Below are 14,620 nucleotides of genomic sequence, written 5' to 3'. Positions count from 1 at the left end.
AGCCGGTCAGGTCAGACTGTACGGCGTAGGTCCGTTACCGCGACCATACCCTTCCAGATCGTGACGCTCTGGTGCGCCAGTTCGCCGTGGAAGCCACCGGAAATGTAAGCTTGCAGGAGCAAAGGACCAGGAGTGGCGGCGATGAGGGCCTCATCCCGGGTGAGATGTTGAGCAGTGAACACACTACGGTTGGCAATGACCTCACCGATCAAGATGCTTTTCGTACTCCCACGCGGCAGATGTCCGTGAAAGCGGGCCTGTTCGACGTGGAATAGGGCCGCCATGGCTGCCTGCCATTCCACGAAGGCGCGATCCTCGGGCAGGCCCTTGGTGCTATAGGTGAGGAGAGGGAGATTTGCCACGTGCGCTTTGAAGCAACAATTACAAGAAAGCACAAGTCGAAAGAGGTTTTGTTGCCCACCACCAAGGGAAAAGAATGCAAATTGGGGTAACTTCGTCAGCTTTTACAGGAAGCCGCTCCCTGAATGATCCTTGAAAGCGTTCGCCCGTCTAACATGACCAATGATAAATGCAGAGCTCGGTGGGCGCTCTGATCGACGATCCGCGTGAGATCTCCGCCCCAGCCAGCGGCTTACCGTGATGCCGCCAACTTACACCATGGGTGAGCAGAACCAACTGCTTGCCGTCTGCTTCGAACTTGAGGCGGTTATCAATACCGAGAACCGAGGCAGATCCGGCGCCACCTGCGGCCTACGGCGCGGCTTGCGACAGGCCCAATCGATTCAATGGGATACCGAGGAGCGTTTAGCCACCGACGATGCGCAAGCCCATTTTGACGACGGGTCTCACGCCGGCGGATGTCGCGGCCCGAGTCTGATTGCGCCCGCCGGCCTTGGCCTCGTACAGCGCCGTGTCGGCGCGGCGATAGAGGTCAGCAGCGTCGGAGGTGGCCGAGGCCAAGCCGATGCTCACGGTGACGGCGCCCGGCCCAATGCCGGCGGACCCTACCACCAACGTCGACACCTGGGCATGCACCTCCTCTGCCACCCACAAGGCGCCGGCCTCGTCGGTGCCAGGCAGCAAGAGCACGAACTCCTCGCCACCGACCCGGCAGGCGAGATCGGAAGGTCGATGCACGCTCGCGGTCAGGCAGCGGGCTATGCCCTTCAGAACCTCGTCGCCAACGGCGTGACCGTAGCGGTCGTTGAAGCGCTTGAAGTGGTCCGCATCGATAACGAGCAGGGAGAGCGGCTGTCCTGTTCGCCCAGCCTCTGCGCAGGCTCGGGCATACGCCTCCTCGAAGCGACGCCGATTAGGCAGCTCGGTCAGGACATCGGTCTGTGAAAGCCGGGCGAGTTCCACCTGCATGGCGGCACGTCGGCGAAGCTCTCGTCCGAAGAGAAGGGACAGGATGACGGTCAGGCCGCACAGGACCAGCACGAGCGAGCCGATCACCATCGCCTTCGCCCGCCATTCAGCCTCGAGCTCGTCGACCGAGAGCGCCACGTTCAGGATCAGGGGCAGATCTCCCACGCGGCTGAAGGTGTAGAGCCGCCGCACGCCGTCGCGGACGGAGATTTCGGCGAACGTGCCAGACCCCTCGCGCGCAAAACGGTCGAAAGTCCGGGAGCCCGCGATATTCACCCCAACGTCGGCCTCTAGGTAGGGGTGGCGCGTGATGCGGGTACCATCCCGAAGGTAGAGGTTGATCGCGCCCTCGTTGCCGAGGCCGATCTGGTCGAAGAGACGACCGAAGTAGGCAAGCTTCAAGCTGCCCAGTACCAGCCCGCCAAAGGAGCCGTCGGGCTTGTCGATGCGCCGGCTGAAGTTGACCATACGCTCGCCTGTCAGACGCGAAACGATGGGCCGTCCGACGTACAGGCCGAGATGCCGGTTCGCCTTATGGGCCTGGAAGTAGTCGCGGTCGGCATAATTGCCCTTGCGGGGCGGGGAGGCTGCGGCGTCCTCTACCACATCGCCGTTCTCGTCGAGGACGAACATGACACCAAGGTCCTTGGCGGTCGCCGCGCGGTCAAACAGGACGAGTTGGCGCATAGCCGGATCGAGCTTGGCCAAGCCCGGCGCATGCAGGTTGTCCTGCACAGCCTGAAGTGTCAGGTCGATGACCTCGACGTTCCGGGCAATGTCACGCTCGATGACCTGCAGGAGGTTGCGGGAGGTCTGCTCGGCCTTGTCCCAGGCGTCTCGCCGTAGGTCGAGCAACATCAGACCCGAGACGACGAGCATGCCGATGGGCGCAAGCACCCCGAGCGCAATCCACGTCTGGGCGGAGCGAAGCTGTCGCGCAAGACGGGGCTGTGGGAACATCAACGGCCTTTCGCAACCATGGCTCTCCTGGCCTGGTATCTTGTACGCGCAGGCCTACCGGAGGTTTGCGTGCACCGATAAAAGGTTTCCTCTTCCGAGCTATGGAAAACAGTTCGTGACAGATCGTGGATGGCAGGACGTTCGCGGGGAAAAGTCTGTCGAGTTGAGGGTTTGGCAACGTGCCCTGTCCACGGCGTCTTCGTTCGTCACCGCTGCATCGCCAGAAGGCCCGACGGACATGGGGCGATATAAGGCCTGAAACACCGCTTGATGTTGGTCCTCGTCCTCGACGACGCCGAGATGAGCAATCTGCTAATGGTCGCCGCCATGCGGCCCATCGCGGGTTGCCGGGCGCACGACTTCACCATGCCGGCCGAGGCGCTCGACTTCGACCGGTCACACTTATGCCCCCCGGGAGGTCGGCTTCTCGACAATCTGCCTGCGTATTGGGGGTCAATTAAACAAAGCAAATCGCGCTTCGAGCAGCCGGATCATAGAGGACGCGACGCTATTAGACGGGTGCGGCGTAGATCTCACTGTTATGATCCACCAGAGGAAGTGCCACGGCTCAAGGACAGTCTCGGCCACTGACCTCATCGCGGGGCTTCATTTGCGCTCCGCAACCGAGAAACTACGCGCGTTGGCGATCAGCTTCTGGAGCTGCTCGCGCATGGTTTCAAAACCAGAGTCCCGCAGAAGCACGTGGATCTCACTTGGCGACAAAGTCGTCTGGAGACCCAGAACCTCACGGTCGAGATCCTTCAGCGTTCGTTCGAGCGTTTCGGCTAAGGCACGGATATGTGAAGCTCGGGAACCAAGATCTTCACCAGCCTCGAAGGCAGACCTGAGCTTTTCGGTTAGACGCTTGACTGCCTCCGCGCCGGCCTTTGTAGGAAGCGGATGAACTTCGGCCATTTTACGCTGCTATACTCGTCGCTTGATCGCGATTGGCTTGATACCAGATTGTGAATGCCTCGGCCTGCATGGGTCGTCCGAAGAAGTACCCCTGGCTCTCGTCGCAGCCCATGGCGAGGATCAGGTCGACTGTTTCCTGTGTCTCGATGCCTTCGGCCACAACCCGATAGCCGAGATCGTGGGACAGGGTGATCATCGTACCCACAAGGCTGCGCTGCCGAGGATCCTCAGCGCAGCCGGTGACGAAGGAGCGGTCGATCTTGACCACGTCGAAGGGGAGGGCCTGGAGGTACGACAGCGAGCTATAGCCCGTGCCGAAATCGTCGATGGCGAGACGAATGCCGGTGGCGGACAGCCGCTTGAGCTGCTCGAGGGCATGACCCGCATCATCCATCACGGCGCTTTCCGTCACCTCAAGTTCGAGGCGGTGGGGTGGAATGGTGTGCCGAGCCAGGAGAGCCATGACGCGCTCGACGAAGTCCGGCTCGTTCAGATTGCCGGCCGAGACGTTCACCGAGAGAACGAGATCCATGCCGTCGGCCAGCCAAGTCGCGAGCTGGGTCAGGGCCAGGTCGAGGACCCATGTCGTGGTCGGCTTGGCGAGTGTCGTCCGCTCGATCAGCGGGATGAACTCTGCCGGTGAGATGCTGCCCAACTCGGGGTGGGTCCAGCGGAGCAGCGCCTCGGCGCCGAGGCAGAGTCCCGTGTCGAGGGCGACACGCGGTTGGAACACAAGGTGCAGTTGCGACGCTTCTTCCAGGGCCTGACCAAACCCGTTCAGGAGCTCGAAGCGCCGACGATGCAGGGCGTCTTGGGTGGAGGAGTAGAGGCTGACCTTGGTGTGCGTAAGGCGGGCGTCATCCGCCGCGCAATGCGCAAGACGCAAGACGTCGCTGGGGTCTGTTTGACCGAGCGTGAACGGAACGACGCCGATCGCCACCGTGGTAACGAAGCGCGAGCTGGCATTCGCCCGGATGGCGCCAAGCATCGAGGCGAGCAGGCTGACGTAGATGTCCTCGACGACGTCCCGCGGCGCCAGGAACGCGATCTGGCTCATCCCGATCATGTAGGCCGTACGCGCCGGTCCGAGGGCGGAGCGCAGCACGCGAGCCGCCTCCCGGACGAGTTCGTCGAGGAAGCTCGCGCCGATCACCCGCGCGGCGTGGCTGAGTTCGTCCGGCGACGCCAGGTCTACGAACACGACCAGCCGCTGCGAACCCGCAGGATCCGTGAGAACCAGATCGCTCAGGTCCTCGATGCACTGGGTTCGGTTGGGAAAGCCACTGACAGGGTCGATCCGACCATGGGCGTGCTGCAATTCGACCTGCGCCATCACCATGCTGGCCATGTCGCGCAGCATCGCCGTCTCAGCGACCGAAAACTGCCGCGGCTCGGGACCTACGACGCACAGGGCGCCGATGGCCAATCCATTCTTGGTGAGAAGTGGGGCTCCGGCGTAGAAGCGAGCTCCGGACCGAGCCAGTGGTGTATCACGGTAGGCAGGATCCTGGGCAATGTCCGGGAGCACGAGGGCATCCCGGGTGTCGGTGACCTCTCCGCAAGGTGCACCCTCGCGGGGCATCGAGACGACGTCGATGCCGACGCGGGACTTGAACCATTGTCGGTCCTGATCGGTCAACGAGACGGCAGCGCTCGGAAGGCCGAAGAGCTGGCTGGCCATGCGCGTGATGCGGTCGAAACTCTCACTGGCTGGCGTGTCGAGTAAGCGCAGGTCCTGTAGCGCGGCGAGCCGTACGGCCTCCTGCGGCGTGGCCTCATCAGATGGTGACATGGCAAGTTCCGGGGTAGATACGACTACGGCAGATCGAAAATGCCGGTCCGTTGAGAGGGGTGCGCTCGGATACTCAAGTGACGGCCGACGCGCGACGCACCTTGGTCGTCGAGCGGTCGACCTGCTCGGCTGCCTGGGCAATCGCCTCCATGCTGCCGGCAAGGCTGCTCGCGCCCCGTGAGGCGGTCTGCATCGAGGCCGACATCTCCTGCGTCACGGCTGACTGCTCCTCGACCGCCGCGGCAATTGCCGTGGCAACCTGATCGAGCGTGCGAATGGTGCCCTGGATCGCACCGATGGCGTCCACGGCCTGCTGGGTCGCCCCTTGCGTCGCGCCGATCTGCTGGCGGATCTGAGCCGTTGCCTTGCTGGTCTGCTCGGCAAGCTGCTTGACCTCCTGCGCGACGACCGCAAAGCCGCGCCCGGCCTCACCGGCGCGAGCCGCCTCGATGGTCGCATTGAGCGCCAGAAGGTTGGTCTGACTGGCAATCGCCTGGATCAGGGCCACGACCTCGCCGATGCGCATGGCCTGCTCGCTCAGGCCCGCGACGATCGCACCGGTCTGCTGGGCCTGCTCGACCGCCTGTCCCGCAATCTGCGAAGCGTGCTGCACCTGCTGGCTGATCTCGGACACGGAGGCCGACAGTTCCTCGGCGCCCGAAGCCACGGCATGGATGTCGCCGGAGACCTGATGCACCGTTCCAGCGGCCGCCACGGTCTGCTGGGTCACGCCGTGCACGGCATCGCTGATCGCGTTGAGGTCGAGGCTAATGGCCTGGGCCTTCTCGGCACGTTGCCTGCGTTCATGCACTTGGGCCGTCACGTCGGTGGCGAACTTCACCACCTTGACGAGCCGCCCATCATCGTCGCGGATCGGATTGTAGGTCGCCTGAATGAAAATCTCGCGTCCGCCCTTGGCGATGCGGCAGAACTCGCCCGCCTGATACTCGCCTCGGCCAAGGGCCTGCCAGAAGGCCTGATAGGCAGGCATCTCCCGCTCGCTGGGATGAACGAACAGGCTGTGTTTGTGCCCAACGATCTCGTTCAGCGCGTAGCCGAGGACGGACAGGAAGTTGGCGTTGGCGTCAAGGATGGTGCCCTCCGGAGAGAAGGCGATCACGGCCTGCGAGCGGTGCAACGCGGCGACCTGACCGTTGGTGTCGATGCTGCGCGCCTTCTGCGCCGTGATGTCGGAGGCGAACACGACGATGCGCGCGGGCTTGCCGCTGCGCCCCAGCACCGGATTGTACGAAGCGAGGATCCAGATCTCACGACCGTCCTTGGCCAAGCGCTTGAACTCGCGCGTCTGCGGCTTGCCGGTCTGTAGGTCGGCCCAGAAAGCCTGGAGTTGCGGGCTGTCACGCTCGGCTGCCGGCACGAGCACGCTGTGCGCCTTGCCGATCAGTTCCTCCCGGCTGTAGCCGACGAGGTCGAGAAAGTTGGCGTTGGCGTTACGGATGGTGCCGTCGAGATCGAGGTCGAGGCAGCCACGCGAGCGGTTGATGGCGTCTGTGAGAGCGCGAAGCCTGGACCGAAACAGAGACATGGGGGTTACCAGCGAACACCAACAGCGACCTTGCAGGTCGACACATCTAACCCGTTAGGCCTGAAACAAGCATTAAATCTGCCCCCGGTTGCGGAATGGGCAGCGTAATTCGGCTAAAATGCCGCAAACCGACATACAGATGGTGGATCGAATCTCACGGCTGTTGCACAGCCTTCACATCGTGGCTGATGGGTCGGGCCGGATCGCGAGCGTTACGGGAACGATCGGCGTTGCCTGGTCTGGGGACGCCTCGCACGATCGGGAGCAACTCCTGCGGCGCGCTGATGCTGCCCTCTACCAGGCGAAGCGAACCCGCAAAGGGACCGTCTGCACCTTTGCGCCGCCGCCGGACAGCCGGCAGGTCTGTTGATCGATAGCGCCCTGATCAGGCCTATTTGGACTTTGCGGATGTATTCCTTCGTCCGTAAAGAAGACGGGGTCGCGATCGTCGAATTCGCCCTGATCGTGCCGGTGCTGCTGATCATCTATTTCGGAGCCGTGGAAATCACGAGCGTGATGCGCAACGTGCGCAAGGTCGACATCCTGTCCCGCACCATCAGCGACACGCTGTCCCAGCGCACGATGGCGACGGCGGACGAGGTGAACGACGTGTTCCAGGTGGCGCCCACCGTGCTCGCGCCCTTCGACGGCACCGGGGTGCAGATGACGGTGAGAGCGGTCGGGGTGGTGGGCGACGCCGAGACGGGCCCGCTGCAGATCTGCTCCAGCGTGGCCGCGGCAGGATCGCCGGTCCGTGCCGCCGGGGCGCCGGCCCCCGTCGCCAATGCCGAGAGCCTGCAGCCGAAGGGGACGCGCCTGCTGCTCGTGGAGATCAGCGCCCCCTACAAGCCGGTGACTGGCTCGTCCCTGTTCGGGGATGGCGGCCCGGGCTTCCTCATCACCCGCAAGACCCTGTGGCCGGTCCGGTACGGCCGGCGCTACGCGAGCATGAGCCCCAAGGTCGTCCTGGGCAGCGGCACCTCCTGCCCGCCGCGCTGAGCGGCGGGCCCCGGCCGCGGGCCCGCGGCCATGCGTCGGGGTGCTCGACCTACTGCGTGAGCTGCGTGTCGGCCGAGCTCGGTCCGACGCCGGCCGGCACGGGCACGTCGGTGCTGCCGTAGCGGGCGTTCAGCATCAGGTTCGGGCCGTCGTAAAGGTTGATCAGACGGGCTACGATGACCGTGTAGGCCGATTGATCTGCAATCGTTCGCTTCGAATCGATGATCAGGCGCCCGACGGGCAGATAGATCGTCCCAAGTAGATTGCGCGCATCATCGCTGATGATCCTATATTCGCGTAAACCAGGCGTTTTCTGTCCTGGCAGCAGGATGTTGAAGATCGAACTTAGAGGAGGAACTGCTGCTTTTCCACTTGGGGGTGAAGGTAGCGATAAGGCGCTTGCAACGTTGCGGTCCTCGAAGAACAAAAGGCCACTCATTGCCCCATCCTTCGGCGCCGTGAGGCTGATTACGCTATCCTGATCGAAGAGGAGTCCTGGGCTGCTGCCTGAGAAGTAGAAGCCGACGTTCGAACCATTCATCGAAGCCTTCTTATCAACCACAAGAGGGCCATCCTTCATGATATAAACGCCCGATAGTAGCGTGACCTGAGCTTTCTTCGTGAGGTGCAGACCGCCGCAGTATGTTCCCGGATCCAACGTCACCGATCCGCTGACGACGTTTGACCCATACTTAGGGTTGTCAGGATCGCCCTCTCCTTTCTTAGGATTGGTGTAGTTGCTCAGATTGACACATGATCCAATTGGGGGACCAACGCGATTCGCCAAGGGATCACGCAAAGTAGGGCAGCCTGTAGCCGGAGGCGGCGTAAAGTTCGCTCTCGACCCAGAGTAGCCTCCGGCCGAACAGGTGGTCAGTGCCGTCGCCACTGCAGCATTCTCAGCTTGGATGCCAGAGGGGCTTTTCGAGTTCGAATAGATCGAACAATCGCTTGCCGTAATGCGAGCGGCGCTTTCGAGATGGAAGGCACCAGATGATGACGGGTCGAGTGCTAGGAGGCACAGACGAGTTGTGCCCGACAGCTTTGCCGTTGAGGCGACATTTACCTCTACCGTAGGCATATTGAGAATCTTGCCAAAGCTAAGAGGGATTTGCTCGGAGACAGTCACGCGAACCGACGTATGATTTGCTAAGACCTGAGCCTTAATAATCGTCGTTGAACCAATACCATTCTGCGATTGAGCGCGGGCCATGGCTTCAGCAGTTCGGATGGCTCCTGCATCATCAGCATTAGCAAGCTTGAACTGGTTCACACCCGCGATGCTCGCGCTGTCTGCTGCGCGCTGAAGCTCGGTGCGACGCTTGACCAAAGAAGCATAATCGATCGCGGCTGCGCTTAACCCGGTCAGGACCGGAAAGAGCAAGGCAACAAGGACGAGTACGCCACCGCCTTGATCAGCACGAAACTCGGATCCGCGCGCGGTCGTTTCAGGGATTGCCATGACCAGAATTTCCCCCAAAACTCCTTACCACAATCCTTATCGCGCATGACAAAGCATTTTTCCGATTGCTAAAAAGCTAAGCTGAACGAAAAAATACGTCCTGTATAACATCAGGCTTACACTGAAATCTACGTTTCAAATGCCAGTTCTATTTCTTTATGAACCAAAAATTGTACGCAGCGCAATCGTGGCGACCGATATTCACATCGAATTAGAAAAGAATACGCTGATACTTAAAGTATAAATGTCATATAAATTAGATAAAAAAGATTTATACTAGCAATAAAACACCCAAATCTAAAGATTTTTTGCTACTTACCGCGAGGCTGCAGCGATCATTGAGATTTTAGGATGCTCTAAACACATGTGCGGTTAGGATATGGCCGTAGTTACTATTGACGGATACGGAGACCAGGATGAGCGTGGGTGTCAAAGACGGTGAAGTTTCGGGTCTTACCGCCACCGAATGGGCTATCGTCGCCGCCTCCGTCGTGTCCGACCTGCGGAAGGTTCTGGAAGCCTGGCGTACCGCGTCGGGCGTCGACGGTGCCACTGTCGCGCGGCTGCACGCCGAACTCACGGCGGCAACGAGAAACAGCACGTTTGAGGGCTTCCCAATGGATCGTGAGAAGCGAGTCATCAATTTCGCGATCGGGCTTACGGATATGGCTTTCATGGCTTAGAGCGATCTTCTATTCGCTGACTATGAGTGACCATTTGAATGTCTAAAGGTTGTCGACAAGACGTGCCTTGCGCGTCGCTTGATCGAACATTGCGTTCATTGCTTCCTGTATCTCTGTCGCCGAACTTGCAGTCCGGAAATAACCTGATGAAGCACAACTTTTAAGTCGATCTGGAACATTCGGGATCAGGTTATTGACTGTGTTGTTTTCATCGCCAACATTTGTGTTGAACGGTTTAGCTAGAGGAACATAAGGAATGTAGAGTACGGAGATCGTTATGCCCCTATCTTTCAGAGGCTGACATAAACTACTATCCAGCAATTTCGGCTTAGAACCATCAAATCCATTATTATAATACTGGCCGTTCGCCATTCCATCTGTGATTAGAAAAACGAAAGCTTGAGGCTTTTGCGCGCTTGACCCGTCCCCGACATACAAAACCTTTTTGTTGATTGCAGGAATGACATTTTCGTAATGAGTCCCACCACTCCCACGAGGTACTTTTGCGCTACCAATATCCATATAGTCTTCAAGGTTTACAGGCGAAATCGAATTGAAATCCTTAGTGATTTCTGCGGCCGACTCTAAGTAACTAACAAATGGGTACAGTCCAACTCTGTACTGATTATCAAAAGTTTGGCTTGAGTTTGCTTTGCTGATTAGTTTTTGCACCGAGTCGCTTACGGTTTTAATCCGCAATTCGATATTATAATTTTTAGAAATATCAAATCCTTTGTAGCCCGGAAAATGGCAGGCAAAAGCGCAATTATTTCCAGACTTATCTTTATTATCAGGGTTTAGTTTTGCGAATTGAACTTGGGCAGCACTGGAAGTTGGGAAGCCCATCGATCCAGATGTGTCGAGCAATAGGTAAAAATCTGCAAAGCTTCCAAGTGTCAAGCTTGAAAGAGACTTACTACTAATTTGGATATCTGCCGTGTTTCCCAGCAGGCTAGCAAAAGGCGAGGCGTAGGATGTCTCATAGCTTCCTTCAGCTGTGATAGTGCCGCTTGTTCTGGACACCGCTAATCTAGGTAAAACTGATAGCTGACTCAGAAGAACTCCAGCGTTTACACGAAACGTTGCTAAGCCTCGACTCTCTCCAAGTTTCTTGGCAGAATTTGTCGGATCTGACTCACCCCTAGGATTTGTGGAAATGTAGTCTCGGGCAGTCGCAATTGCAGTTATGGTTGCGGCATCCATAGCGCGATCTAACTGTGTTCGATAATAGAGCGCCCGTGAATACTCTAGTCCGAGACCGGTAAGACCAATGAGGGGCACGGCAGCAAGGGTAAATAATACCAATACATTCCCGCCTTCCGCTTTGGGAAATTTATTGAGTGCGCGGGCGAAAAACTCGGCTGAGTGCTGTCTTACGGTAGACATGGGCAGGATCTCAGGGTTGGACGCGTGTCGGATCGAAACCCCGGGCGTCTTCGTAGTTTTACGAAGCAAGCTGTTAGCAAATCGGAAATTTCATCGTTGTGTTGTGGTGGCTGTGCCGCAGCTAGTTTTACCTCGGCACGACCTACTATGGTCAGAAACTTTTACATTTTATGCTAAGAGGGACATGAAGTATATTCATGATCTAGGGAATGATTTTAGTCTTAGATTTATCTTTTCTAAGGCAGGCAATTATTGGCTTAGTGCCAGACAAGCCGCTCTTTGCTACCCCTTGAAGAAGCCTCCTAATCGTCTCCATGGCAGAAGTATTAAGACGTCCTGTATCTGGAAATTCAGCGATGTAAGGTTCCTGCCAAGGATTTCGGGCCGGCTTCCTTAGCATAAAGTTAGGTGTTATCGGGCAAAGACGTCGTCGGCCTGGACGGAACGATTTCGGCCAAGATAGCGGATTGCTTTGATATGGCTGCCCCCTTCAGCGCCGTCCTGGACTTCGACTCACGCTTCAGCACAGCACTCGACTCCGGATCTGCAGCGAGAGCCCTCTCCTCTTCCGCGGGCCTGCTGCCCTACTTGAACGCGATCCGCTATGGCCTGCTGTTGATCGATGAGCACGGGCGCGTCATCCTCGCTTCCGGCCAAGCCCAGCGCATCCTAGGCTGCCAGGAGGCCTCAATTTTGAACGGGGCCTCCCTGCGGCAGATCCTGCGCATGGTGCGGCGCCGGACCGGAGACACGTGGGGCAAGGTGCGCCAGCAGATGCCACGCTCCGTCACCGAGCAGACATCCCACACCTTCGAGGTCACGCTTCAGGAGCGACTCTTGGAGGTGCATCTCCACCCCATCGAAGGCAATCGATGGGCCGTCGCGCTAGAGGACGTCACCGCACGCCGCGCCGCCGAGGTTCAGGCTGCCGAGATGGCCCGGCACGACCCTCTCACGGGTTTGCCGAACCGCCTTCTCCTGCGCGAGCGCCTCAAGGAGGCCGTTGTCCGCCTGCAGCGCTCCGGGGAAGCTTGTGCCGTCCTCCTCATTGATCTGGATCGCTTCAAACCCATCAACGACACGTTGGGTCATCCGATGGGGGATGCCCTGCTGAAAAAGGTCGCCGATCGCCTGCGCTCCACCGTGCGTCCGACTGATACGGTGGCGCGGATCGGCGGGGACGAGTTCGTTATCCTCCAGACTGGCGTTCGCGAAGCCGCCGATACGCAGGCGCTCGCGCGTCGGCTCGTGGACCTGATCGGACGGACCTATATGGTCGATGGGCACTTGCTCACCATCGGCGCCAGCGTAGGTGTCGCGTTGGCACCGAACGACGGCATTGAGGCCGATGCGCTGTTGAAGAACGCTGATCTGGCGCTTTACCGGGCCAAGCTCGATGGACGAGCCACCTACCGCTTCTTCGAGCCGGAGATGGATGCACGTATGCAGGCGCGTCGGCGCCTCGAACTCGATATGCGCCAGGCACTCGCTCGCCGAGAGTTCCAGCTCCACTACCAGCCGCAGCTGCAGTTGGAGGGCAATCGCCTGGTGGGTTGCGAAGCGCTGATCCGCTGGCAGCATCCCGAGCGCGGCATGGTTTCGCCCCTCGACTTTATCCCGCTGGCCGAGGAGATCGGCCTTATCGTCCCGATCGGCGAGTGGGTCATGCGCCAGGCCTGCCGTGATGCGGTCACTTGGCCCGCTCCTCTCTCGGTCGCCGTCAATGTCTCACCGGCACAGTTCAAAAACGAGCGCCTCGTCGAGATGGTGATGTCGGCCCTCTCATCCTCGGGGCTTCCAGCCACCCGCTTGGAGGTGGAGATCACCGAGGGCGTCCTGCTGCAGGAGAACGAGAAGACTTTGCAGACCCTGCACCGCCTGCGGGAACTCGGTGTTCGCGTTTCAATGGACGATTTCGGCACAGGGTACTCGTCGCTGAGCTACCTACGCTCATTCCCGTTCGACAAGATCAAGATCGACCGCTCCTTCGTCAACGACCTCTCGGGCAAGCGCGATGGCGGGGCGATCATTCGCGCCATTGCAGGCTTGGGTAAGAGCCTCGGCATGACAACCGTGGCCGAGGGCGTCGAGACGGCCGACCAGATGGAGCGCATTCGTGCGGAAGGCTGCACGGATGTCCAAGGCTACCTCATCAGCAAGCCCGTCTCCGCCACTGAAGTCCTGAAGTTCCTCTCAGCCGATCGCATCGCCTACTAAGCCGACCTCCCGTTCCTGGAGCCCCGTCGTGAGTGACCTCTACCGCCTCGTTTATGCCAGCAAAAACCTTCTGCAGGGCTCGGACGCCGAGATCACCCAGGCAGTATCTCAAATCCTCGACGCTTCTCAGCGCAACAATGCCCGTGTGAATGTGACGGGCGCCCTGATGTTCAATGCGGGTGCGTTCGCGCAGGTCCTTGAGGGTCCTCAGCACGGGGTGGAAAGCACGTTCGAGCGGATCCAATGCGATCCCCGCCACGGTGACGTGACCGTCCTGCAGTGCGGCCCGGCGGAGAGCCGCAGCTTTGCGAACTGGTCGATGGCCTTCGTCGGTCAGTCCGATGCGGGTCGCGCTCGTTGGGAGGGGATCGCGGCGACGAGCGGATTTAATCTATCGCGGCTCGACGGCGACGCCGTCTTCGCCATGCTACATGGACTTGTGCTTGACGAGGAAGGCCTGCCGCCGGTTGCCGGCACTGCACAAGAGCCGCTCAAGGCCCCTGACAAGCCCGCTTCTGGATTGGATCCAGACCAAGTTCGCGCAGAACTATCGCAGCTTGGCCAAGCTCGACAGCCCGGGCGTGACGCGTCTCTGATGCCAGCTACTCGAACGGCTGATACTCTACCCCTAGACAAGGATATGTCTGCGCATACGGCTCAGCCCAAAGCAGCAGTGACCATCCTGCGCGTTGCCCTCGCACAGGAGCGTCAGCGCACGACCGAGCTGCGCAACGAACTCGATGAGGTTCGTATCTCTCTTGCTGTCCAAGCAGAGCAGTTCGATGCCCTGAAGCAGGAGCGGGATCTCTGGGCCAAACGTGCCGAGCTACTGGCAACTGTCATCAGTGACGAGGCACACGAGCTAATTGGAAATTCCGGCTTGAAGGAAAGGAATGTATCTACATCGCAGGCTCAAAGCCCGTCGCCACCCTCAATCCAAATCGTGGCCTAACAGGTGATGAGATAGCGCGCCGTAATGGCCTGCCCCTATTCTGTGGCCCAGGATCGAAGTTAGTGCATCGTCGGTCTTGGAGTTGACCCCGTTTGTGGTCTACGGCCTATGCAAGTTCTCGGGCGATGACAGCTTGGTTGGCGAAGGCTCGGGGCGTCAAGCCGCCCAGGGCCGTGTGGGGTCGATCTTCGTTGTCGTGGCACCTCCAGTCCTCGATGCGCTCACGGGCATCGGCCAGCGACAGGAACCACGAGGCGTTCAGGCATTCCGCTCGTAGACGGCCGTTGAACCACTCGATGTAAGCGTTGTCGGTCGGCTTGCCCGGTCGGGAGAAGTCGATCTCGTGGGATTGCCCCGGTTTGGTGGACACCGACAACGC

Annotated in this window: 12 protein-coding genes and 1 pseudogene; 5 read left to right on the top strand and 8 right to left on the bottom strand. The window is 59.6% G+C overall.

Features of this window, described 5'->3' with window-relative positions:
• Positions 1-11 precede the first annotated feature (11 nt).
• The 5 genes from ACXJY8_RS07085 to ACXJY8_RS07065 all read right to left on the bottom strand — a co-directional run bounded on the left by ACXJY8_RS07085 (position 12) and on the right by ACXJY8_RS07065 (position 6,542).
• Positions 12-362, bottom strand: coding sequence for a hypothetical protein (locus ACXJY8_RS07085; protein WP_463777975.1), 351 nt, complete (start codon positions 360-362; stop codon positions 12-14).
• Positions 363-765: 403 nt separating this feature from the next.
• Positions 766-2,289: a sensor domain-containing diguanylate cyclase gene (locus ACXJY8_RS07080; protein WP_463780450.1), complete on the bottom strand. Its 1,524-nt coding sequence runs from the start codon at positions 2,287-2,289 to the stop codon at positions 766-768.
• A 606-nt stretch (positions 2,290-2,895) separates the two neighbouring features.
• A complete protein-coding gene (locus ACXJY8_RS07075) occupies positions 2,896-3,204 on the bottom strand; it encodes a hypothetical protein (protein ID WP_463777972.1) in 309 nt (102 codons plus the stop codon).
• 1 nt (position 3,205) lies between these two features.
• Complete coding sequence (locus ACXJY8_RS07070; RefSeq protein WP_463777970.1) at positions 3,206-4,996, bottom strand: putative bifunctional diguanylate cyclase/phosphodiesterase; 1,791 nt, start codon at positions 4,994-4,996, stop codon at positions 3,206-3,208.
• Positions 4,997-5,069: 73 nt separating this feature from the next.
• Entirely contained in the window at positions 5,070-6,542 is a 1,473-nt protein-coding gene (locus ACXJY8_RS07065) for a methyl-accepting chemotaxis protein (RefSeq protein ID WP_463777966.1), read from the bottom strand.
• A 118-nt stretch (positions 6,543-6,660) separates the two neighbouring features.
• Here ACXJY8_RS07065 and ACXJY8_RS07060 point away from each other — a divergent pair, with 118 nt between their 5' ends.
• Complete coding sequence (locus ACXJY8_RS07060; protein ID WP_463777963.1) at positions 6,661-6,912, top strand: diguanylate cyclase domain-containing protein; 252 nt, start codon at positions 6,661-6,663, stop codon at positions 6,910-6,912.
• Between the two features lie 38 nt (positions 6,913-6,950).
• Positions 6,951-7,541, top strand: coding sequence for a TadE/TadG family type IV pilus assembly protein (locus ACXJY8_RS07055; RefSeq protein ID WP_463777961.1), 591 nt, complete (start codon positions 6,951-6,953; stop codon positions 7,539-7,541).
• A 49-nt stretch (positions 7,542-7,590) separates the two neighbouring features.
• Here the strand turns inward: ACXJY8_RS07055 and ACXJY8_RS07050 are convergent, their stop codons facing one another.
• A complete protein-coding gene (locus ACXJY8_RS07050) occupies positions 7,591-9,003 on the bottom strand; it encodes a pilus assembly protein TadG-related protein (RefSeq protein WP_463777958.1) in 1,413 nt (470 codons plus the stop codon).
• A gap of 416 nt (positions 9,004-9,419) precedes the next feature.
• Here ACXJY8_RS07050 and ACXJY8_RS07045 point away from each other — a divergent pair, with 416 nt between their 5' ends.
• Positions 9,420-9,686: a hypothetical protein gene (locus tag ACXJY8_RS07045; protein ID WP_463777956.1), complete on the top strand. Its 267-nt coding sequence runs from the start codon at positions 9,420-9,422 to the stop codon at positions 9,684-9,686.
• Between the two features lie 42 nt (positions 9,687-9,728).
• On the opposite strand, the gene ACXJY8_RS07040 is transcribed toward ACXJY8_RS07045, so the two are convergent.
• Positions 9,729-11,072, bottom strand: a complete 1,344-nt coding sequence (locus ACXJY8_RS07040) for a pilus assembly protein (protein ID WP_463777953.1) — start codon at positions 11,070-11,072, stop codon at positions 9,729-9,731.
• A gap of 477 nt (positions 11,073-11,549) precedes the next feature.
• Here ACXJY8_RS07040 and ACXJY8_RS07035 point away from each other — a divergent pair, with 477 nt between their 5' ends.
• Together ACXJY8_RS07035 and ACXJY8_RS07030 are read left to right on the top strand one after the other, a co-directional pair.
• Positions 11,550-13,289: a putative bifunctional diguanylate cyclase/phosphodiesterase gene (locus ACXJY8_RS07035; protein ID WP_463777950.1), complete on the top strand. Its 1,740-nt coding sequence runs from the start codon at positions 11,550-11,552 to the stop codon at positions 13,287-13,289.
• A 28-nt stretch (positions 13,290-13,317) separates the two neighbouring features.
• The gene (locus ACXJY8_RS07030) at positions 13,318-14,241 is read left to right on the top strand and encodes a BLUF domain-containing protein (RefSeq protein ID WP_463777948.1); all 924 of its coding nucleotides are present in this window, start codon (positions 13,318-13,320) and stop codon (positions 14,239-14,241) included.
• 106 nt (positions 14,242-14,347) lie between these two features.
• On the opposite strand, the pseudogene ACXJY8_RS07025 reads toward ACXJY8_RS07030, so the two are convergent.
• Positions 14,348-14,581, bottom strand: a pseudogene (locus tag ACXJY8_RS07025) (integrase core domain-containing protein); the annotation flags it as partial.
• Between the last annotated feature and the right edge of the window lie 39 nt (positions 14,582-14,620).

The sequence above is a fragment of the Methylobacterium sp. TK31 genome (assembly GCF_055361545.1).
The sequence above is the reverse complement of the archived record's forward strand: the minus strand, read 5'-3'. Positions and strand labels throughout refer to the sequence as shown.

Bases quoted from the DNA above. Each gene is read 5' to 3' on its own strand.
- ACXJY8_RS07080 (WP_463780450.1), bottom strand. From the start codon at position 2,289: ATGTTCCCACAGCCCCGTCTTGCGCGACAGCTTCGCTCCGCCCAGACG.
- ACXJY8_RS07075 (WP_463777972.1), bottom strand. From the start codon at position 3,204: ATGGCCGAAGTTCATCCGCTTCCTACAAAGGCCGGCGCGGAGGCAGTC.
- ACXJY8_RS07070 (WP_463777970.1), bottom strand. From the start codon at position 4,996: ATGTCACCATCTGATGAGGCCACGCCGCAGGAGGCCGTACGGCTCGCC.
- ACXJY8_RS07065 (WP_463777966.1), bottom strand. From the start codon at position 6,542: ATGTCTCTGTTTCGGTCCAGGCTTCGCGCTCTCACAGACGCCATCAAC.
- ACXJY8_RS07060 (WP_463777963.1), top strand. From the start codon at position 6,661: ATGCCGCAAACCGACATACAGATGGTGGATCGAATCTCACGGCTGTTG.
- ACXJY8_RS07055 (WP_463777961.1), top strand. From the start codon at position 6,951: ATGTATTCCTTCGTCCGTAAAGAAGACGGGGTCGCGATCGTCGAATTC.
- ACXJY8_RS07050 (WP_463777958.1), bottom strand. From the start codon at position 9,003: ATGGCAATCCCTGAAACGACCGCGCGCGGATCCGAGTTTCGTGCTGAT.
- ACXJY8_RS07045 (WP_463777956.1), top strand. From the start codon at position 9,420: ATGAGCGTGGGTGTCAAAGACGGTGAAGTTTCGGGTCTTACCGCCACC.
- ACXJY8_RS07040 (WP_463777953.1), bottom strand. From the start codon at position 11,072: ATGTCTACCGTAAGACAGCACTCAGCCGAGTTTTTCGCCCGCGCACTC.
- ACXJY8_RS07035 (WP_463777950.1), top strand. From the start codon at position 11,550: ATGGCTGCCCCCTTCAGCGCCGTCCTGGACTTCGACTCACGCTTCAGC.